Source organism: Marinomonas sp., from assembly GCF_965225885.1.
Lineage (GTDB): Bacteria > Pseudomonadota > Gammaproteobacteria > Pseudomonadales > Marinomonadaceae > Marinomonas.
Genome location: NZ_OZ245329.1, coordinates 1,475,408 through 1,495,515 on the forward strand (window position 1 = coordinate 1,475,408; position 20,108 = coordinate 1,495,515).

Genomic DNA, 20,108 nt, shown 5'->3' on the forward strand with positions numbered 1-20,108 from the left:
AAACTATAAAAATTAAATTATCTCTGTGGGGTATTGTTTTGAAACCGGTAAAAGTCGGAATTTGTGGACTGGGGACAGTGGGGTCCGGTAGTTTTAACATTCTTCGTAATAATGCGGAAGAGATTACACGACGTGTGGGTCGCAGTATTGTTATTGAGCAAATAGGTGCCCGTCGTGATAATGACGCTTGTGATACCACCGGTATTAATGTTACCCGTGATATTTTTGATGTGGTTAATAATCCAGAGATTGATATTGTTCTTGAGCTGATTGGCGGAACTTCCGTTGCGAAAGAGCTGGTTCTTACGGCTATAGAAAATGGCAAGCATGTTGTTACGGCAAACAAAGCACTTATTGCTGAACACGGCAATGAAATTTTTGCCAAGGCTCAAGAAAAAGGCGTCATCGTGGCGTTTGAAGCGGCGGTTGCTGGCGGCATTCCGATTATCAAACAGCTACGTGAAGGTTTGTCTGCCAACCGTATTGAGTGGTTAGCTGGCATTATTAACGGCACGGGCAATTTTATTTTGACTGAAATGAGTCAGAAAGGCCGTGAGTTTGAGGATGTGTTAGCGGAAGCGCAAGCGCTTGGGTATGCCGAAGCGGATCCAACCTTTGATATCGAAGGTATTGATGCCGCACATAAGCTGACGATTCTTGCATCCATTGCATTTGGTATTCCTCTGCAATTTGAAAAAACCTACACCGAAGGTATTAGCCGTATTACCTCTGAAGATGTGGCTTTTGCTGATGATCTTGGTTATGCCATCAAGCACTTGGGGATTGCTCGTCGATCCAAAATGGGGATTGAATTGCGAGTTCATCCTACCTTGATTTCTCACAAACAGCTTTTGGCCAATGTTAATGGTGTGATGAACGCTATTATGGTTCAGGGTGATGTTGTCGGTCCGACGTTGACTTACGGAGCTGGCGCTGGTGCATTGCCAACAGGGTCTTCTGTTATCGCTGATGTGATTGATGTTGCTCGTACTCTAACGGCAGATCCAACGAATCGAGTGCCTCATTTGGCATTCCAAGCAGACTCTTTATCTCACGTGCAAATTTTACCGGTAGAAGAGATTGAGTGTGGTTTTTTCCTCAACATGACAATTAAAGATCGTGCTGGGGTTCTTGCGAATATCACACAAATTTTATCGACTAACGACATTAGCATAGAGTCTCTTATCCAGCGTGAGCGCGAAGGCAGCGAATTAGTGCCATTGGTCGTGATGACTCATGATGTGAAAGAGAAAAATATGAATGCTGCCATTGCGGCGATTGAAGCCTTGCCGGATGTTGCTGGAACAGTGCAGCGAATCCGTGTTGAAAACTTGGCGTAAGAGAGAACAAATATGAAATACATTTCTACTCGTGGTAAAGCGCCAGCGCTTTCTTTTGGTGATGTGTTATTGGCTGGTTTGGCAAATGATGGTGGCTTGTATGTGCCAGAAACTTTGCCTCATTACAGTAAAGAAGAGATCGCATCTTGGGCAAATTTAAGTTACCAAGAGCTGGCTTTTAAAGTGATGTGGCCTTTTGTGGAAGGTGACATTCCTGCCGATGCTTTTAAAACGATGATTAATGACGCTTACGCGAGCTTTAATCATAGTGCTATTGCGCCCATGGTTCAGATTGGTAATAACGAATGGATCCTTGAGTTATTCCGTGGTCCAACCTTGGCGTTTAAAGATTTTGCCTTACAGTTGCTTGGTCGTTTGATGGATTATGTTCTGTCTGAACGTCAAGAGAAACTGGTTATCCTTGGTGCCACATCAGGTGATACCGGTTCTGCTGCCATTGAAGGTTGCCGTCATTCAGAACATCTTAATATTTTCATCTTGCATCCATTCCAGCGTGTATCTGAAGTACAGCGCCGTCAAATGACCACGGTTATCGACGACAATGTGTTTAACATCGCAGTGAAAGGTAATTTTGATGATTGCCAAGGTATGGTGAAGTCCAGCTTTGCTGATCAATCTTTCTTGAAAGGCGCTAAGTTAGGGGCGGTTAACTCGATTAACTGGGCGCGCATCATGGCTCAGATCGTTTACTATTTTTCTTCAGCTTTGTCGGTTGGCGCGCCGCATCGTAAGGTGTCGTTCTCTGTACCAACGGGTAACTTTGGTGATATCTTTGCGGGTTATTTGGCGAAGAAAATGGGCTTACCAATTGATCAGCTTGTGGTAGCTACCAACCAGAACGATATTTTGCACCGGGTGATTGCAGAAAACGACATGAGCCGTCAGTCTTTGAATGTAACCTTGTCTCCTAGTATGGATATCATGGTTTCAAGCAACTTCGAGCGTTTATTGTTTGATGCTCATGGTCGCGATGGTGCGGCAATTGATGATTTGATGGCGCGCTTTAATAAAGGCGACGTATCATTAAATGATCAAGCTTGGTCTTTTGTAAAAGAGAACTTTGACAGCTACAAAGTCGATGATAAGAAAACCTGCGAAGTGATCGCTGATGTGTTCGCTAAAACACAATATCTTCTTGATCCGCATACAGCGATTGGTCTTGAAGCGGCTCGTCATTGCTGGAAAGACCAGTCTGTACCAATGATTACCCTGGCAACAGCTCACCCAGTGAAGTTCCCTGAAGCTGTCGAAAAAGCTGGCTGCGAAACACCAATGTTGCCTGAGCACATGAAAGATCTTTTCGAGCGTGAAGAATCTTATACTGTACTAGATAATAGCCTGAGCGATGTTCAGGCTTTTGTTGCTGAAAAAATTTAGTTTAATTAGAGATAGCTCTAGATAAATTAGCAATGCTAATAACGGCCAATCAAAGATTGGCCGTTTCTTTTTCCCCTCATACTTTTGTGCCTTTCATATGAATATCATATTACTCGATCCTAAAAATACACTTGGTGATGGCCTATATGGGCTGACTCTGCGCCAACAAACCCACATTTCAAAAGTAATTAAAGCTCAGCAAGGGGATGTTCTGCGAGTGGGTGTGTTAAATGGAAAGATAGGAGAGGGTATTTATGAACCTCCTAGTGACAATCAGCTTGGATACATTCATTCGCTAAATCTTTCTGCGCTGCCGCCCGAGCCTTTGCCTATGATATTGGTGATGGCTTTGCCAAGACCAAATATGCTGAAGCGAACTTTGCAAAATATCACTGCAATGGGAGTGAAGGAGTTATACCTTATTCACTCTGCCAAGGTGGAAAAAAGCTACTGGCAAAGTCCTGTTCTGCAAACCGAATCTATTCATCAATGTTTGTTGGAAGGGTTAGAGCAAGCGAAGGATACCGTGATGCCAAAGTGGTCTTTGATTCCTCGGTTTCGTCCTTTTGTTGAAGATCAATTGCCAGATATTTTGAAAGGTAAAGTAGGTTTACTTGCGCATCCTTATTTAGCCAAACGCTGTCCGATAGATATTCAACAAGCTTGTGTTTTGGCGCTTGGGCCAGAGGGTGGTTGGAATGAATTTGAAGTGAGTAAATGGCATGAAGCGGGTATGGAATCGGTACATTTAGGTGATCGAATTCTGAAAGTAGAAACCGTAGTGCCTGTTTTGTTGTCGCGTTTGTATCCATCCTAAAGTGCTTAGTACATGAATTGTTGTAATTTGTAGACCCTGTAACAGATTCTGTGTAACTACCATTTAGTTAAGGTGCTTTTCGAGTCGCTCCTCGAACTCAATAATAAATCGACTCATCGCTTGGCGCCAGTTTTGAATGGGCATTGTCCATTTTTTACTGGCCTCTCTAATGGCAAGATAAACCATTTTCCTCGCAGAATCGTCGCTTGGGAAGACTTTACGTTTTTTAATGGCTCTACGGATGACACTGTTCAGTGATTCAATAGCGTTCGTTGTGTAGATCGCTTTGCGGATATCGTCAGGGTAACTAAACAGTGTATTAAGATTATGCCAGTGATTGCGCCACGATTTGGTGATTTGCGGGTATTGATCGTCCCAGACGCCTGCGAAACGATCTAACTCCAACAAGGCTTCTTCTTCCGTTGCAGAGCGGTAAACTTGCTTTAAGTCCGCCGTCACCGCTTTGTAGTCTTTCCATGATACATACTTCAATGAGTTGCGTACCATATGCACGATACACAGTTGAATGCTGGTTTGTGGGAAAACGGCATTGATGGCTTCTGGGAAGCCTTTTAGACCATCAACACAAGCGATGAGAATATCTTCTACACCACGCTGCTGAAGCTCAGTGAGGACGTTTAGCCAGAACTTAGCCCCTTCGTTCTCAGCAATCCACATGCCCATGAGTTCTTTATGACCGTCGGTGTTGATACCGAGTGCCAAGAAAATCGATTTATTGATAACACGCTTATCTTGGCGGATTTTCAACACAATACAATCAAGATACACAATGGGATAGATGGCATCCAAGGGGCGTGCTTGCCATTCAGTTACTTGCTCGATCACCGCGTTGGTAACACGTGATACCAGTGTCGGAGATATCTCAGCACCGTACCATTCATCGAAGGCATTGACGATGTCTCGGGTGCTCATACCTTGCGCGTAGAGCCATAGGATTTTATCGTCCATGGAAGTAAAGCGGGATTGGTGCTTTTTGACCAGCTTTGGTTCAAAAGAACCTTCGCGGTCACGAGGCGTATCCAGTTCAAACTCACCATCTTCCGTCTTAATACGCTTACTGTTCTTACCATTACGACTGTTGGTTGACGAGGATTTTTGATGTCTCTCGTAACCCAGATGCTCATCCATCTCTGCATTCAAGGCCGCCTCAACGGTAATCTTCTTCAGCATTTGGCTAAATTCGTTAAGATCCTCAGGCGTTTTAATGCCTTTGGCGGCTTCTTTTGCGAAGGCTTCCAGTTCTTTTTGGTTCATTTGCATCTACCTATTCTTAATTCTCTATAGAATATGTTGTGATAGGTAGTTACACAAAATTAGTTACAGTCTCGTGCCATCTTTTTTATCAGCTGCAAGTTCACTGTTGTCACCTTTAACTTGGGCAGCAACTTGAACTTCAAAACCATTCATGGAAGGAGAGAAATAGGCAATAGTATCACCTTCAGTAGTATTACCAGCTTTTGAAGGCTCAAGGACTTCAAATTGATTAATACCATCTTGAATCGCATTGTTGTAGATAGTATCAAAAGAACCAACCTGAACTTTACCGAAGTTACCTTTCAAACCAACGTAAGCCTGATCTAGATTAACACGACCAGAATTAGGTCCGTCTTTCTTTTGGTCAGCTTCGATTTCTACTTCATACTTGAAGAAAGCAGTAACGCTATCGCTAACTGTAGTCTCACCTTTCAAGCCAATAGTTGAACCATTGTCTTCAAAGTTGCTACCTTTGTTATTTGCGTTATCATTGGTGTAAGCATATTGGATGTTACCGTAAACATCTGCAGTAGAACCTTCAGCTGCAAAAGTTGGCACAGAAGCAAGTGCTGCAGTTGAAACAGCAATAGCAATAATCGATTTTTTCATTCTCGTTTCCCTTTTAAATGTATTTACGCTTTTCTTGTAGGCGCTTGATGTGTGCAAGCAACAGACAGTTAATCTAAAGATTTCACAGAAATAGACAACCATGCGCAAGCTAATTGCACTAAGTATTCACTATGCGTTCTTTTTTCTTGAAATATATCACTCAAAAAGGAAGATAATAACAGAGAGGAAATTTAAAAATTTATTAAAAACAATAGCTTAAAAAAAATCACCCAACTTAAATGTGCACAAATGTGACATTTTCATACCTTTGTTTGAAAATATATTGTCAAGTAAGCTTATCGAGTAAAAAAACATACTAATTGGATGAAGCAAGAAGGGAGAGAAACAGCAGCAAGAGGGCTACAAACAACCCTCTTAAAGCAAAAAATTCAATTACCACATCAAGTCATCAGGAATTTGAAAGTCCGCGTACGGATCATCTTCAATGCTTTCAATTCGGTTATTGCAAACAAGAATATAAGATGCATCACGCTCATTAATCTTAACTGCAACAGGCTCTGGGATCAGTTCATATTGCTCCTCAAGTTTAACAATCGCCAAACGACCACGACTCAGATCATCATGCATAGACTGACTAACATACAACTGCTTCACTTTTTTATTATCAGTGAAGTGATAAGCAATATCCCCATCTTGTTTTCGAATTCGATTTTGTTCAATCATCTGTCGAATCTGTCCATGTACTGCTTTTTGCTCAGCAAGCTTCTGACGCTCCATATTCAAGACTCGATCTTTCTCAGCCTTCTCCACCCTTTGACGTTTCAACTCTTCTTGGCGACCATCGTCTCCAGACACTACAGCCTTGCCTTTTTTCACTTTCTGCTTCAGCTGTAAAGATTCAGCTTTTAGTTTCTTAACTTTCTTTTTATCAACAAGCCCAACACCCAACAATTGTTCTTGTAAAGACTTCGTAGCCATTGGAATCCCCTTACCACCTACAAATATTTATATATTTGGTTCAACTTAGAAAATTAGAGTTTCGCTATAAATCACAGCGTACAAAAACAAAAAAAGCGACTTTAGAAGTCGCTTTTTAGCATTCGCACTGCTGAGAGTATCCTCAGCAACGTTACATTATAGAGGTGTAACGTTTTGAGCTTCAGGGCCTTTTTTGCCTTGAGCTACTTGGAATTCAACTTTTTGGCCTTCAGCCAAAGTTTTGAAACCAGAAGTGTTGATTGCAGAGAAATGAACAAAAACATCAGTACCTTGATCCTGAGTGATGAAACCGAAACCTTTAGTTTCGTTGAAAAATTTTACTGTACCAGTTACTAAGTCAGACATGTCTGTTTATCCTGTAGGTTAAGTTAATTTATACGAAGATGTAAATCATCTACGTTATAGTGCTAAAAAAACTCGGTATTACTTATGACTTAACAGGACCGAACATACATGACGTAATATTCGCAACTCTGGACATAAATATTGCCAACTCTTTTAAACGAAATTGATTGTAGTCCGCTTTGAGTCACGGGGTCAATCATGTTCTACATAAATTTAGCAAGATAAGCTAAATAAAAACATATGCACATGTTCGTTAGACCTCTATCCCCATGTATTTTAAGAATTTTTTATGGTTTTAATCGAAAAATAAATTTCAAATAAAATACTAAAAAACTGTAGTTTTAATTTTTTTTTTGTAAGATAAGCTCTATTAAATTAGTATCAACAACTTAAAGATGACCTATTCTTGACTCCTAGATAGATAAAAAAACCAATTCTTAAACACTATAGAGGCCATCTATTTATTGGGTTAACAAGTAAACGAAACACCTCATTGAAACAAAACTTAAGAATCACCTAACGAGCAATACTCAAAACTAGATTATCGAAAGTATAAGCTGCATCATCAGCCAAGAAGCCTGAGACACTGCAGTGATAAGCAAACTTCACCCTACGAATTCGCAAAACAGGCAATTAGCGAGACACAGATCTGGGTGTTATTTGTAAATAAAATCGTACTTTATTTCAAAAAATATTTACGACATTTCGTTTTCCGCTCTTAAAAAGCCCTAAGAGTGCAAACCAAACATTGCTAAACTAGTGATAACGCTATCAAAAATTTCACAGAAAATTAAACACACCTACTGAAAGTGTAGAATAATAAAAGTTGAAATAAATATAAAATAGGCGTTTATGATGAAATTGAGGCATTATAAAAAGATATGAGTAATTAACAGAAAACTCTAAATGGTTTTCCGCTGCATCCATGCAGCATCATTCATCCTGATAGGAGACAGAGCCTCCATCCTGGAGGTGTTGGCAAATCCCTTTGCCCTCTGTCTAAGAAATAATTTAGCGAAGATGGGCAGAAGATGCAAGAAAAAATCGACTCAATTTGAGTCATTAGATAAAACCTTGTTAAAAAGCCTATCTAGGTAATTATCTTATATGCTTATCTCTCATTATTGATAACAGCATAACACTTGCTTATCCCCTTGCGAGACACATGTGAGCCTTTGAAAAAGAGCCCTGCACGTGGGAGAGGCTGCTTGATGACTCTAAACGAAAAAACCCCGCCCTGCTTCGCAGGACGAGGTTCTTTTCATTTTAAAGCTTGACGACGACCTACTCTCACATGGGATCTCCCACACTACCATCGGCGATGGCGCTTTTCACTTCTGAGTTCGGGATGGGATCAGGTGGTTCAACGCCTCTATGATCGTCAAGCAATTCGTTTTGCGTTTTGTTCTGGCTGGACTGTGTCAGTCTTACCAAAACACGCGAATACGTGCTTGGATCTTTAACAATTCTTTTTTGAAATAACGTGTATCAAGTATTAAACCGGATCGTATTATGTGTCTTTTTAACGTTTTACGACCTCCATGGATGGAGGAAGTGCTGGGATTGTCAGGAACAATCTCCAGTAAAACCACTTTGGTGTTATATGGTCAAGCCTCACGAGCAATTAGTATTGGTTAGCTCAATGCCTCACAGCACTTACACACCCAACCTATCAACGTCCTAGTCTCGAACGGCTCTTTAGGGAACTTAAGTTCCAGTGAGATCTTATCTTAAGGGAGGCTTCCCGCTTAGATGCTTTCAGCGGTTATCCCGTCCGAACATAGCTACCCGGCAATGCCACTGGCGTGACAACCGGAACACCAGAGGTTCGTCCACTCCGGTCCTCTCGTACTAGGAGCAGCTCCTCTCAAATCTCAAACGTCCACGGCAGATAGGGACCGAACTGTCTCACGACGTTCTAAACCCAGCTCGCGTACCACTTTAAATGGCGAACAGCCATACCCTTGGGACCGGCTTCAGCCCCAGGATGTGATGAGCCGACATCGAGGTGCCAAACACCGCCGTCGATGTGAACTCTTGGGCGGTATCAGCCTGTTATCCCCGGAGTACCTTTTATCCGTTGAGCGATGGCCCTTCCATACAGAACCACCGGATCACTAAGACCTACTTTCGTACCTGCTCGACGTGTCTGTCTCGCAGTTAAGCGTGCTTTTGCCTTTACACTCTATGCATGATTTCCGACCATGCTGAGCACACCTTCGTGCTCCTCCGTTACTCTTTGGGAGGAGACCGCCCCAGTCAAACTACCCACCACACAGTGTCCTCGATCCCGATTAGGGACCTGAGTTAGAACCTCAAACATACCAGGGTGGTATTTCAAGAGTGGCTCCACGCAAACTAGCGTCTGCGCTTCAAAGCCTCCCACCTATCCTACACAAGTAGGTTCAAAGTTCACTGTGAAGCTATAGTAAAGGTTCACGGGGTCTTTCCGTCTAGCCGCGGATACACAGCATCTTCACTGCGATTTCAATTTCACTGAGTCTCGGGTGGAGACAGTGTGGCCATCGTTACGCCATTCGTGCAGGTCGGAACTTACCCGACAAGGAATTTCGCTACCTTAGGACCGTTATAGTTACGGCCGCCGTTTACTTGGGCTTCGATCAAGAGCTTCGCTTGCGCTAACCCCATCAATTAACCTTCAAGCACCGGGCAGGCGTCACACCCTATACGTCCACTTTCGTGTTTGCAGAGTGCTGTGTTTTTAATAAACAGTCGCAGCCACCTGGTATCTTCGACCGACTAGTGCTTACGGAGCAAGTCCTTCACACCGGCCGGCGTACCTTCTCCCGAAGTTACGGTACCATTTTGCCTAGTTCCTTCACCCGAGTTCTCTCAAGCGCCTTGGTATTCTCTACCTGACCACCTGTGTCGGTTTGGGGTACGGTCAATGTATATCTGAAGCTTAGAAGTTTTTCCTGGAAGCATGGCATCAACCACTTCACCCAAAAGAGGGTTCGTCATCAGTTCTCGGCATTCTCTCTTAAAGAGTGACCCGGATTTGCCTAAGTCACTTGCCTACCGCCTTAAACACAGACAACCATCGCTGTGCTGGCCTAGCCTTCTCCGTCTCTCCATCGCAATATACATCGGTACAGGAATATTAACCTGTTTCCCATCGACTACGCATTTCTGCCTCGCCTTAGGGGCCGACTCACCCTGCCCTGATTAACATGGGACAGGAAACCTTGGTCTTCCGGCGGGGGAGTTTTTCACTTCCCTTATCGTTACTCATGTCAACATTCGCACTTCTGATACCTCCAGCCTGCCTTACAGCTTGACCTTCAACGGCTTACAGAACGCTCCTCTACCATGCCTAATAAATTAAGCATCCGTAGCTTCGGTGTACAGTTTGAGCCCCGTTATATCTTCCGCGCAGGCCGACTCGACTAGTGAGCTATTACGCTTTCTTTAAAGGATGGCTGCTTCTAAGCCAACCTCCTAGCTGTCTAAGCCTTCCCACATCGTTTCCCACTTAACTGGTACTTTGGGACCTTAGCTGACGGTCTGGGTTGTTTCCCTTTCCACGACGGACGTTAGCACCCGCCGTGTGTCTCCCGTAATTGCACTCATTGGTATTCGGAGTTTGCATGGGGTTGGTAAGTCGGGATGACCCCCTAGCCCAAACAGTGCTCTACCCCCAATGGTGAGATACGAGGCGCTACCTAAATAGCTTTCGAGGAGAACCAGCTATCTCCGAGCTTGATTAGCCTTTCACTCCTATCCACAAGTCATCCCCAGCCTTTTCAACGGATGTGGGTTCGGTCCTCCAGTTGATGTTACTCAACCTTCAACCTGCTCATGGATAGATCGCCCGGTTTCGGGTCTATTCCCAGCAACTAAACGCCCTATTAAGACTCGGTTTCCCTACGGCTCCACTACATGCTTAACCTTGCTACTGAAAATAAGTCGTTGACCCATTATACAAAAGGTACGCAGTCACGGAACAAGTCCGCTCCCACTGCTTGTACGTACACGGTTTCAGGATCTATTTCACTCCCCTCACAGGGGTTCTTTTCGCCTTTCCCTCACGGTACTGGTTCACTATCGGTCAGTCAGGAGTATTTAGCCTTGGAGGATGGTCCCCCCATATTCAGACAGGATAACACGTGTCCCGTCCTACTCGTTTTCATGATTAGGGTGTTTTCGTATACGGGGCTATCACCCTCTATCGCGGCACTTTCCAGAGCCTTCTACTAACACCAAAACCACTTAAGGGCTAATCCCCTTTCGCTCGCCGCTACTTAGGGAATCTCGGTTGATTTCTTTTCCTCCGGGTACTTAGATGTTTCAGTTCCCCGGGTTCGCCTCCACACAGCTATGTATTCACTGTGGGATACTCTACAAGTAGAGTGGGTTTCCCCATTCGGACATGTTCGGATCAAAGCCTGTTTATCGACTCCCCGAACCTTTTCGCAGATTACCACGTCCTTCATCGCCTCTGACTGCCAAGGCATCCACCGTGCACGCTTGGTCACTTGACCATATAACCCAAAATAGTTTCCACTCAAAAGAGTGTAATATTAAGAATCACATACCAAAGGGCTTTTGTACCCCTCTGGATTTACGATAATAGAAGTCACTAAGCTGTTATCCTTAAAGAATAAGAGCAAGTAAACTTCCACCGGTTTAACGCTTGATTCATCGTTATTTCAAAATTGGAATTGTTAAAGAGCAAGTTTAGTGCAAAGCACTAAGTCAGAGACTAAACACATCACTTACGTGATTCATTGTTTAGTGTCTTGCTTAAAGCTTTGTCGCTAAGCTTTCTAAAGTAGATAGTTACTGTATTTAAACAGTTATCAGATAATTTGTGTGAACGCTCACCAGAGGTTTCTATCGTTTAAGGAGGTGATCCAGCCCCAGGTTCCCCTAGGGCTACCTTGTTACGACTTCACCCCAGTCATTGACCACTCCGTGGTAACCGCCATCCCCGAAGGGTTAAGCTAGCTACTTCTGGAGCAATCAACTCCCATGGTGTGACGGGCGGTGTGTACAAGGCCCGGGAACGTATTCACCGTGGCATTCTGATCCACGATTACTAGCGATTCCGACTTCATGGAGTCGAGTTGCAGACTCCAATCCGGACTACGACGTACTTTGTGGGATTCGCTCACTATCGCTAGCTTGCAGCCCTCTGTATACGCCATTGTAGCACGTGTGTAGCCCTACTCGTAAGGGCCATGATGACTTGACGTCGTCCCCACCTTCCTCCGGTTTGTCACCGGCAGTCTCCTTAAAGTTCCCACCCGAAGTGCTGGCAAATAAGGATAAGGGTTGCGCTCGTTACGGGACTTAACCCAACATTTCACAACACGAGCTGACGACAGCCATGCAGCACCTGTCTCAGTGTTCCCGAAGGCACTCCAAAATCTCTTCTGGATTCACTGGATGTCAAGAGTAGGTAAGGTTCTTCGCGTTGCGTCGAATTAAACCACATGCTCCACCGCTTGTGCGGGCCCCCGTCAATTCATTTGAGTTTTAACCTTGCGGCCGTACTCCCCAGGCGGTCTACTTATTGCGTTAGCTGCGCCACTAAGTCATTACAACCCAACGGCTAGTAGACATCGTTTACGGCGTGGACTACCAGGGTATCTAATCCTGTTTGCTCCCCACGCTTTCGCACCTCAGTGTCAGTATTAGTCCAGGGTGTCGCCTTCGCCACTGATGTTCCTTCCTATATCTACGCATTTCACCGCTACACAGGAAATTCCACACCCCTCTACCATACTCTAGCCTGCCAGTATCGGGTGCCATTCCAAGGTTGAGCCCTGGGATTTCACATCCGACTTAACAAACCACCTACGCGCGCTTTACGCCCAGTAATTCCGATTAACGCTTGCACCCTCTGTATTACCGCGGCTGCTGGCACAGAGTTAGCCGGTGCTTCTTCTGGGGCTAACGTCAAAATAACTAGGTATTAACTAGTTACCCTTCCTCACCCCTGAAAGTGCTTTACAACCCTAAGGCCTTCTTCACACACGCGGCATGGCTGGATCAGGCTTGCGCCCATTGTCCAATATTCCCCACTGCTGCCTCCCGTAGGAGTCTGGGCCGTGTCTCAGTCCCAGTGTGACTGGCCATCCTCTCAGACCAGTTAAAGATCGTCGCCTTGGTAGGCCTTTACCCTACCAACTAGCTAATCTTACGCAGGCTCATCTAATAGCGGAAGGTCCTAAGATCCCCTCCTTTCCCCCTTAGGGCGTATGCGGTATTAGCATGCGTTTCCACATGTTGTCCCCCTCTACTAGGCAGATTCCTACGCGTTACTCACCCGTCCGCCGCTCGTCAGCAGGAGCAAGCTCCCCTGTTACCGCTCGACTTGCATGTGTTAAGCCTGCCGCCAGCGTTCAATCTGAGCCATGATCAAACTCTTCAGTTTAATTTTTAAACTCATACTTAAAAGTATGAGTTTGCCTGCTCAAAATCTATTACACTAACAATAACTTAATCATTTCATCACCCCGAAAGATAACAAAACAACATAAAGCGAATTGACGTGTTAGACGTTTCGCAAGACTTCAATTTTTTTGATCATCTCGAATCAGTCAAAAACCAATCCGGACAATCTTCTGAAGCCTCCAGCGAGCGCCCACACAAATTATCTGATTATCTATTTTAAAGAGCGTCTGATACTTCGTTCAACGTTCCTACCTAAGTAAGTCGCAAACTCTTGTTTGCTTCGTTGTCCGTGTCAGTGGAGGCGTATAATACAGCCTAGAAGTTTTAGCGCAAGCCCTTTTTTTGAAATTCTTTTAATTAATTTAAATTTCATTCCACAAGGCCTAGATAAACAAAAAGACACCGAAGTGTCTTTTTGTAAAGGTAGCGCTAAATACTAACCACCAACATAACTTAGCATTACCCCTGCAGCTACAGCAGAACCGATAACACCCGCGACATTTGGACCCATCGCATGCATTAACAAGAAGTTTTGCTTGTTCGCTTCAAGCCCCACTTTATTTGCTACACGTGCAGCCATAGGCACAGCTGATACACCAGCAGCACCAATCAGTGGATTAATAGCTTCTTTAGAAAACCTGTTCATCAACTTCGCCATCAAGACACCAGCGGCTGTACCGATAGAGAATGCAATCAAGCCTAAGCTCAAAATACCTAGCGTTTCTAAATTCAAAAAAGCCTCTGAGCTCAACTTAGAACCAACGCCCAAGCCCAAGAAAATCGTGACAATGTTAATCAACGCATTTTGAGCGGTATCACTTAAACGATCCACAACACCACATTCACGCATCAGATTACCAAAACAGAACATCCCAAGCAGAGGAGCAGCTGATGGCAAAAACATGGCAACCAAAATCGTTACAACAATCGGAAAGACAATTTTTTCTTTCTTGGTAACAGGCCTAAGTTGCTCCATTTTAATAGAGCGTTCTTCTTTAGTAGTTAGCGCTCGCATGATCGGCGGCTGAATAAGCGGCACTAACGCCATATAAGAATACGCAGCGACGGCAATCGCACCCAATAGATCAGGTGCCAATCGACTAGCAACAAAAATAGCTGTTGGTCCATCAGCACCACCAATAATACCAATTGCTGCGGCATCAGCTAATGAGAAGTCCATAATGCCAGACGCACTCAATAGAACGGCACCAATTACAGTAGCAAAGATACCAAACTGCGCAGCAGCCCCAAGAAGCAAGGTTTTTGGATTGGCAAGCATAGGGCCAAAATCCGTCATCGCCCCAACACCCATAAAGATAATCAACGGAAACAATCCCGTCTCAATACCACCATGATAAATATAGTATTGAAGACCACCCGGAGAAACCATGTGACCCGTCGCATCATAAACTGGCGCCGCCATAAAACCCGCACCAGGAATATTGACAAGAACCGCCCCAATACCAATAGGTAAAAGTAGAAGCGGCTCAAAACCTTTTTTGATTGCCAGATAAACCAGCAACAACCCCACACAGATCATCAAAAACTGGCCAAGTTCCAGTTGATAAATCCCTGTATCGTGATAAAGATTTAATAATTTGTTTTCCATTTTCGATGAGTTCCCTTAACTACAAAGTAAGAAGCGACTGACCAACTTGCACGGAGTCACCTTCTTTTACGTTAATGGAACCAACGACGCCGGACTTAGGAGCAGATATTTCTGTCTCCATCTTCATCGCCTCGAGAATCATCACTGTATCACCCTCCTCAACTTGCTGGCCTGGAGACACAAGCACCTTGAAGATATTACCCGACAACGGAGAAGGAACATCTTCGCCAGATGGCGCAGCAGCAGATGACGCCGCCTGAGCTGGAGGATTTTGAACATTAGCAACAGGCTGAATGTTACTAACATCACCCCCTTCCGATACTTGTACAACAAAACTCTGCCCAGATACAGAAACCGTGTAAACACTCGCCTCACCAGATGAAGCACTCGTTGCCGCGGGTTTACTCTCAACAACATCATTAACTGTCGGCACAGGCTCAAACGCACTCGCGTCGCCACGATTCTGTAAGAATTTAAGACCTATTTGAGGAAATAAGGCATAAGTTAAAACATCGTCAATCTGATCATCAGACAGCTGGATATTTTTTTCTTTTGAAAGGCCAATCAACTCTTCCGTCAACTTATCCATTTCAGGTGACAATAAGTCTGCTGGTCGACAAGTAATCGCCTCTGCCCCATCTAGAACACGGGCCTGCAACTCTTTATTGAATTCAGCAGGAGCCGCACCATACTCACCTTTCAAGATACCCGCCGTTTCTTTTGAAATAGACTTATATCGTTCGCCAGTCAGGACGTTCAAAACCGCCTGAGTACCAACAATTTGAGAAGTAGGTGTAACAAGCGGAATCAAACCCAAGTCTTCGCGGACTTTAGGGATTTCTTTTAGCACTTCGTCAAACTTATCCGCCGCACCTTGCTCTTTAAGCTGACTTTCCATATTGGTCAACATGCCACCAGGCACTTGAGCTATCAAAATACGAGAATCCGTACCACGAAGAGAGCCTTCGAATTTCGCATATTTCTTTCTCACTTCGCGGAAATAAGCAGCAATCTCTTCTAATAACGCTAAATCTAAGCCAGTATCTCTATCTGTACCCTGCAACGCAGCAACCACAGACTCTGTCGCACTATGACCGTACGTCATCGACATAGAAGAAATAGCTGTATCGACACGATCAATTCCAGCCTCAACGGCTTTCAAAATCGTCATATCAGACAAACCAGATGTCGCGTGCGCATGCAACTGAACCTCTAGTTGAGTCTGCGCTTTCAACAAACTAACCAACTCAAAGGCATCGTATGGCGTCAGAATGCCAGACATATCCTTAATAGCGATAGAGTCTGCACCCATATCTTCTAAAGTCTTGGCATAGTCAACCCAATTCTTAGTGGTATGAACTCTACTCTTGGTATAAGAAATCGTCCCTTGGGCATGCTTACCTTGTTGCTTAACCGCTTTAATCGCCGTTTCCAAATTGCGAGGATCATTCATCGCATCAAAGATTCGAAAAACATCGACACCATTAAAGGCAGCACGCTCAACAAACTTATTCACAACATCATCGGCATAATGACGGTAACCAAGTAAATTCTGCCCACGCAACAACATCTGCTGAGGTGTTTTAGGCATCACTTTTTTCAATTCACGAATACGCTCCCAAGGATCTTCTCCAATATAGCGAATACAAGAATCGAAGGTCGCACCACCCCAAGACTCAAGCGACCAAAAGCCAACTTGATCAAGTTTTTCTGCGATTGGAAGCATATCGTCAATTCGCATACGCGTTGCCAACAAGGATTGGTGAGCATCACGCAAAACGACATCAGTAATGCCAAGAGGTTGCTTTGTTGTTGTCATGTTTCAGCCTCAAAGAAATTAGAAAGATTAGTATTAGGAAATTAAGTGTTCTTATTGTTTCTGTGCTGATGAACGGCAGCCGTAATGACTGCCGTCATTTGCGCATCCACGCCAGAAGAAGAAAGATTTTTAGAAGCAGGCTTTGACGCTACGACAATAGGTGCTTCAGGAAATAAATAATTAAGTAGTCGCGACATATAACCTGTTGCAAAAATCAATACCACCAGAAACAGGAATACGAACCCCATTCCTAACACCATCAATCCCACACCGTCTTCTAGCAACCCATTCATAGCATCGTTACCTTTTTCTCGCCTTGTTTGTACAGATCTAATGTGGTCAGATGCACACTCAAGAACACTGTTTATTTTTGATAGTTAGTTTTTTACCACAAACCAGAACAGTTTCATATTTTTTTTGCATAACAGTTAGACTTATTTCGTGAACAATTCCCTAAAAACAACCACCAACCCAAAGACCTCAACTGATAACAATAGCATTGTACTGGCCGTTGCACCGATGGAAGGTGTCATGGATCACACAATGAGAGCACTGCTGTCGAAAATTGGCGGCATGGACTATCTAGTTACGGAATTCATCCGAGTCACTCAGTACCCAATCCCTACAACAACATTCAAACGCCTTGCCCCAGAAAACACCAATAAAGCAAGAACCATACACAATCACCCAGTCCACACTCAGCTCTTAGGCAGCAATGCAGAACTTATGGCGGAAAGCGCTTTAAATGCTATTGAAGCCGGAGCTACTCACATCGATGTCAATTTCGGCTGCCCAGCAAAACGTGTCAATGGTCACGGTGGCGGATCCGTTTTATTGCAAACCCCTGACGCACTTTATGACATCATGAGCACAATTCGAAAGACACTGCCAAGCAGAATTCCTGTGTCAGCGAAAATCCGCCTTGGCTTCGAAGATGAAGATCTATTATTTGATAATGTAGCCGCCATTGAGTCTGCAGGCGTTGGCACACTCACAATCCATGGGCGCACTAAAAAAGATGGCTATAAACCACCAGCAAGATGGGAAAAAATAGGCGAAATTCAAGATAAGACAAACATGATTGTCGTCGCGAATGGCGACATTACTGATACAGAATCACTGTTACGCTGCCAATCCATTACAGGCTGCCAACACTTTATGATTGGACGAGGTTCACTCAACAACCCATTTATTTTCCAACAAATAAGAGCAGAGCTAAACGGGCACAAAAGCACAAAAGACAAGACAAGCCTGAACACACTCTTTGCAGGTTACAGCAATGAGCTACAAGAATATTATGACGAAGTCGCTACGCTTGGCAGATTAAAACAATGGTGTGGACATTTACGATTTGATTTTGCGGAAGTTAAAGAAAACCTTCAGGCATTACGACGCTGCAAAAACGTGAATGAGCTAACACAAACATTCGAAAGCATAATGACAAAAACACATTAGGAGATAAAAAAACAAACGAGTTATAAATTAACTTAGGGAGAGTAGATAATTTTATAGGATAACGAGAATGGTGCACCAGAGAGGATTCGAACCTCTGACCGCTCGGTTCGTAGCCGAGTACTCTATCCAGCTGAGCTACTGGTGCAAAACAAATCTTTACTCATAGTATTTCAAGAATAGTTCTAAAAATACTTTTTTTGGAATGGTGCACCAGAGAGGATTCGAACCTCTGACCGCTCGGTTCGTAGCCGAGTACTCTATCCAGCTGAGCTACTGGTGCAAAACAAAATTCCTGTCTTTTTGCTCAGAGAGTAAACTCTCAAAAGACAAACTTGAAATGGCGGAGAGTGAGGGATTCGAACCCTCGATGAGTGTTAACCCATACACCCTTAGCAGGGGCGCGCCTTCGGCCACTCGGCCAACTCTCCGTAACAAGTGGGGCGCATTATATACGACACATTTGTCTTGTAAAGGCTTTTTTAGAAATTAATCTTCAGAAATTTGTTCGTCTTGCTCTTTCTGAATACGAAGATAAATTTCTTCACGATGAACAGATACATCTTTAGGCGCATTAATGCCAATACGTACTTGATTCCCTTTCACACCTAATACAGTGACAGAAACTTCATCACCAACCATTAAAGTTTCACCGACACGACGAGTAAGAATAAGCATAAGAATATCTCCCTGTAATTGCTTTTAACCATTTATTAAGATGAATTGCCCGACAAGTCTTGTAGGGCAATTCCTACAAGCTAATTGTAGCCTCTCAATAAAAATTAAACCATCCATAAATACAGGATTTTATGTATCCAATTGTTAAGCTTCTCGAACCCCTGATGCTGCTTCACTCAATTTAAAAGCGGAATGCAATGCACGAACCGCCAGCTCCATGTATTTTTCATCGATAATGACAGACACTTTAATCTCCGAAGTAGAGATCAACTGAATGTTAATAGACTCCGCAGCCAAAGCTTTAAACATAGTACTCGCTACACCCGCATGAGAGCGCATACCCACACCGACAATAGACACCTTAGCAATCTTGGCATCAGAGAGCACAGCACTCGCTCCAAGCTCTTTCGCGATGACATTCAAGGTAGACAAAGCTTGATCATATTCATTGCGATGCACGGTAAAGGTAAAGTCTGTTGTACCATCCACTGATACATTTTGAACAATCATGTCTACTTCAATATTGGCATCACTAATAGGACCAAGAATACGAGAAGCAATACCTGGAATATCAGGAACTCCTTTCAAGGTTAATTTTGCTTCATCTCTATTGAACGCAATTCCAGAAACCGCTGGCTGCTCCATACCCTTACTCCCCTCAGTTGTAATCAACGTACCTTCACCTTCAACAAAACTGGACAGCACCCTAAGTGGCACTTGATATTTACCAGCAAACTCTACGGAACGGATTTGTAACACCTTCGAGCCAAGGCTAGCCATTTCTAGCATTTCCTCAAAAGTAATTTTATCCAAACGTCGCGCACTATCTACAACACGAGGATCCGTCGTATAAACACCATCCACATCGGTATAAATTTGACATTCATCCGCCTTCAAAGCGGCAGCAAGCGCAACACCAGTGGTATCAGAACCACCTCGACCTAATGTCGTAATGTTGCCGAACTCATCTGCCCCCTGAAACCCCGCCGCCACAATCACTCGCCCAGCGTCTAAGTCTGCGCGCATTGCTTCAGTATCAATCTTTTGAATTCGAGCCTTGCCATGAGCGCTGTCAGTTGTAATACGGATTTGCGAACCAGTATAAGAACGAGCATCAAGACCACGCTTCATCAACGCCATAGACAAAAGCGCAATAGTAACCTGCTCTCCTGTCGACAAAAGCACATCCATTTCACGCGCGCTTGGTGAAGCACTAATGCTTTTCGCAAGAGCAATCAATCTATTGGTTTCACCACTCATGGCAGAAACCACAACCACTATGTCATCGCCTTGTTGCTTATGCTTTAACACTCGATCTGCAACTGCTTCGATACGCTCTATTGTGCCTACCGAGGTGCCGCCGTATTTTTGAACTAACAACGCCAT

The 20,108-nt window shown here is 44.0% G+C and carries 13 protein-coding genes, 3 tRNA genes and 3 rRNA genes; 4 read left to right on the forward strand and 15 right to left on the reverse strand.

Going from position 1 to position 20,108, the window contains the following annotated elements; all coding sequences use genetic code 11:
• Positions 1-38: 38 nt before the first annotated feature.
• The 3 genes from ACO05V_RS06970 to ACO05V_RS06980 all read left to right on the forward strand — a co-directional run bounded on the left by ACO05V_RS06970 (position 39) and on the right by ACO05V_RS06980 (position 3,555).
• The gene (locus ACO05V_RS06970) at positions 39-1,340 is read left to right on the forward strand and encodes a homoserine dehydrogenase (protein ID WP_421848877.1); all 1,302 of its coding nucleotides are present in this window, start codon (positions 39-41) and stop codon (positions 1,338-1,340) included.
• 12 nt (positions 1,341-1,352) lie between these two features.
• The gene (thrC, locus tag ACO05V_RS06975; protein WP_421848880.1) at positions 1,353-2,738 is read left to right on the forward strand and encodes a threonine synthase; all 1,386 of its coding nucleotides are present in this window, start codon (positions 1,353-1,355) and stop codon (positions 2,736-2,738) included.
• Between the two features lie 97 nt (positions 2,739-2,835).
• On the forward strand, positions 2,836-3,555 hold the full coding sequence (locus ACO05V_RS06980) for a 16S rRNA (uracil(1498)-N(3))-methyltransferase (protein WP_421848883.1): 720 nt from the start codon (positions 2,836-2,838) through the stop codon (positions 3,553-3,555).
• Between the two features lie 63 nt (positions 3,556-3,618).
• Here ACO05V_RS06980 and ACO05V_RS06985 read toward each other — a convergent pair whose 3' ends face one another.
• The 10 genes from ACO05V_RS06985 to ACO05V_RS07030 form a co-directional block, all read right to left on the reverse strand.
• The gene (locus ACO05V_RS06985; RefSeq protein WP_338269659.1) at positions 3,619-4,830 is read right to left on the reverse strand and encodes an IS256 family transposase; all 1,212 of its coding nucleotides are present in this window, start codon (positions 4,828-4,830) and stop codon (positions 3,619-3,621) included.
• A gap of 63 nt (positions 4,831-4,893) precedes the next feature.
• Complete coding sequence (locus tag ACO05V_RS06990; RefSeq protein WP_421848886.1) at positions 4,894-5,439, reverse strand: porin; 546 nt, start codon at positions 5,437-5,439, stop codon at positions 4,894-4,896.
• Positions 5,440-5,832: 393 nt separating this feature from the next.
• Positions 5,833-6,378: a DUF2058 domain-containing protein gene (locus ACO05V_RS06995; RefSeq protein WP_421848890.1), complete on the reverse strand. Its 546-nt coding sequence runs from the start codon at positions 6,376-6,378 to the stop codon at positions 5,833-5,835.
• 156 nt (positions 6,379-6,534) lie between these two features.
• On the reverse strand, positions 6,535-6,744 hold the full coding sequence (locus tag ACO05V_RS07000; RefSeq protein WP_421848893.1) for a cold-shock protein: 210 nt from the start codon (positions 6,742-6,744) through the stop codon (positions 6,535-6,537).
• A 1,271-nt stretch (positions 6,745-8,015) separates the two neighbouring features.
• Positions 8,016-8,130, reverse strand: a 5S ribosomal RNA gene (gene rrf, locus ACO05V_RS07005).
• A gap of 217 nt (positions 8,131-8,347) precedes the next feature.
• Positions 8,348-11,246 (reverse strand): 23S ribosomal RNA (locus ACO05V_RS07010).
• Between the two features lie 360 nt (positions 11,247-11,606).
• A 16S ribosomal RNA gene (locus ACO05V_RS07015) occupies positions 11,607-13,144 on the reverse strand.
• Together the 16S, 23S and 5S rRNA genes form the textbook arrangement of a ribosomal RNA operon.
• A 456-nt stretch (positions 13,145-13,600) precedes the next feature.
• Entirely contained in the window at positions 13,601-14,773 is a 1,173-nt protein-coding gene (locus ACO05V_RS07020) for a sodium ion-translocating decarboxylase subunit beta (RefSeq protein WP_421848896.1), read from the reverse strand.
• Positions 14,774-14,792: 19 nt separating this feature from the next.
• Complete coding sequence (gene oadA / locus ACO05V_RS07025) at positions 14,793-16,592, reverse strand: sodium-extruding oxaloacetate decarboxylase subunit alpha (RefSeq protein ID WP_421848899.1); 1,800 nt, start codon at positions 16,590-16,592, stop codon at positions 14,793-14,795.
• Between the two features lie 41 nt (positions 16,593-16,633).
• Entirely contained in the window at positions 16,634-16,885 is a 252-nt protein-coding gene (locus ACO05V_RS07030) for an OadG family protein (protein ID WP_421848902.1), read from the reverse strand.
• Between the two features lie 226 nt (positions 16,886-17,111).
• Between ACO05V_RS07030 and ACO05V_RS07035 the strand changes: the two genes are divergently transcribed.
• Positions 17,112-18,047, forward strand: a complete 936-nt coding sequence (locus tag ACO05V_RS07035; RefSeq protein WP_421856897.1) for a tRNA dihydrouridine synthase — start codon at positions 17,112-17,114, stop codon at positions 18,045-18,047.
• A gap of 68 nt (positions 18,048-18,115) precedes the next feature.
• Here ACO05V_RS07035 and ACO05V_RS07040 read toward each other — a convergent pair.
• From ACO05V_RS07040 to ACO05V_RS07060, 5 genes are all read right to left on the reverse strand, one after another.
• Positions 18,116-18,192, reverse strand: a tRNA-Arg gene (locus tag ACO05V_RS07040).
• Between the two features lie 58 nt (positions 18,193-18,250).
• Positions 18,251-18,327 (reverse strand) — tRNA-Arg (locus tag ACO05V_RS07045).
• Positions 18,328-18,385: 58 nt separating this feature from the next.
• Positions 18,386-18,475 (reverse strand) — tRNA-Ser (locus tag ACO05V_RS07050).
• Between the two features lie 58 nt (positions 18,476-18,533).
• Complete coding sequence (csrA, locus tag ACO05V_RS07055) at positions 18,534-18,722, reverse strand: carbon storage regulator CsrA (RefSeq protein ID WP_072840609.1); 189 nt, start codon at positions 18,720-18,722, stop codon at positions 18,534-18,536.
• A gap of 144 nt (positions 18,723-18,866) precedes the next feature.
• Positions 18,867-20,108: an aspartate kinase gene (locus ACO05V_RS07060; RefSeq protein WP_421848905.1), complete on the reverse strand. Its 1,242-nt coding sequence runs from the start codon at positions 20,106-20,108 to the stop codon at positions 18,867-18,869.

Excerpts from the sequence above, each read along its gene's own strand:
- thrC (WP_421848880.1), top strand. The coding sequence starts at position 1,353 with ATGAAATACATTTCTACTCGTGGTAAAGCGCCAGCGCTTTCTTTTGGT.
- ACO05V_RS06980 (WP_421848883.1), top strand. The coding sequence starts at position 2,836 with ATGAATATCATATTACTCGATCCTAAAAATACACTTGGTGATGGCCTA.
- ACO05V_RS06985 (WP_338269659.1), bottom strand. The coding sequence starts at position 4,830 with ATGAACCAAAAAGAACTGGAAGCCTTCGCAAAAGAAGCCGCCAAAGGC.
- ACO05V_RS06990 (WP_421848886.1), bottom strand. The coding sequence starts at position 5,439 with ATGAAAAAATCGATTATTGCTATTGCTGTTTCAACTGCAGCACTTGCT.
- ACO05V_RS06995 (WP_421848890.1), bottom strand. The coding sequence starts at position 6,378 with ATGGCTACGAAGTCTTTACAAGAACAATTGTTGGGTGTTGGGCTTGTT.
- ACO05V_RS07000 (WP_421848893.1), bottom strand. The coding sequence starts at position 6,744 with ATGTCTGACTTAGTAACTGGTACAGTAAAATTTTTCAACGAAACTAAA.
- ACO05V_RS07020 (WP_421848896.1), bottom strand. The coding sequence starts at position 14,773 with ATGGAAAACAAATTATTAAATCTTTATCACGATACAGGGATTTATCAA.
- oadA (WP_421848899.1), bottom strand. The coding sequence starts at position 16,592 with ATGACAACAACAAAGCAACCTCTTGGCATTACTGATGTCGTTTTGCGT.
- ACO05V_RS07030 (WP_421848902.1), bottom strand. The coding sequence starts at position 16,885 with ATGAATGGGTTGCTAGAAGACGGTGTGGGATTGATGGTGTTAGGAATG.
- ACO05V_RS07035 (WP_421856897.1), top strand. The coding sequence starts at position 17,112 with ATGGAAGGTGTCATGGATCACACAATGAGAGCACTGCTGTCGAAAATT.
- csrA (WP_072840609.1), bottom strand. The coding sequence starts at position 18,722 with ATGCTTATTCTTACTCGTCGTGTCGGTGAAACTTTAATGGTTGGTGAT.
- ACO05V_RS07060 (WP_421848905.1), bottom strand. The coding sequence starts at position 20,108 with ATGGCGTTGTTAGTTCAAAAATACGGCGGCACCTCGGTAGGCACAATA.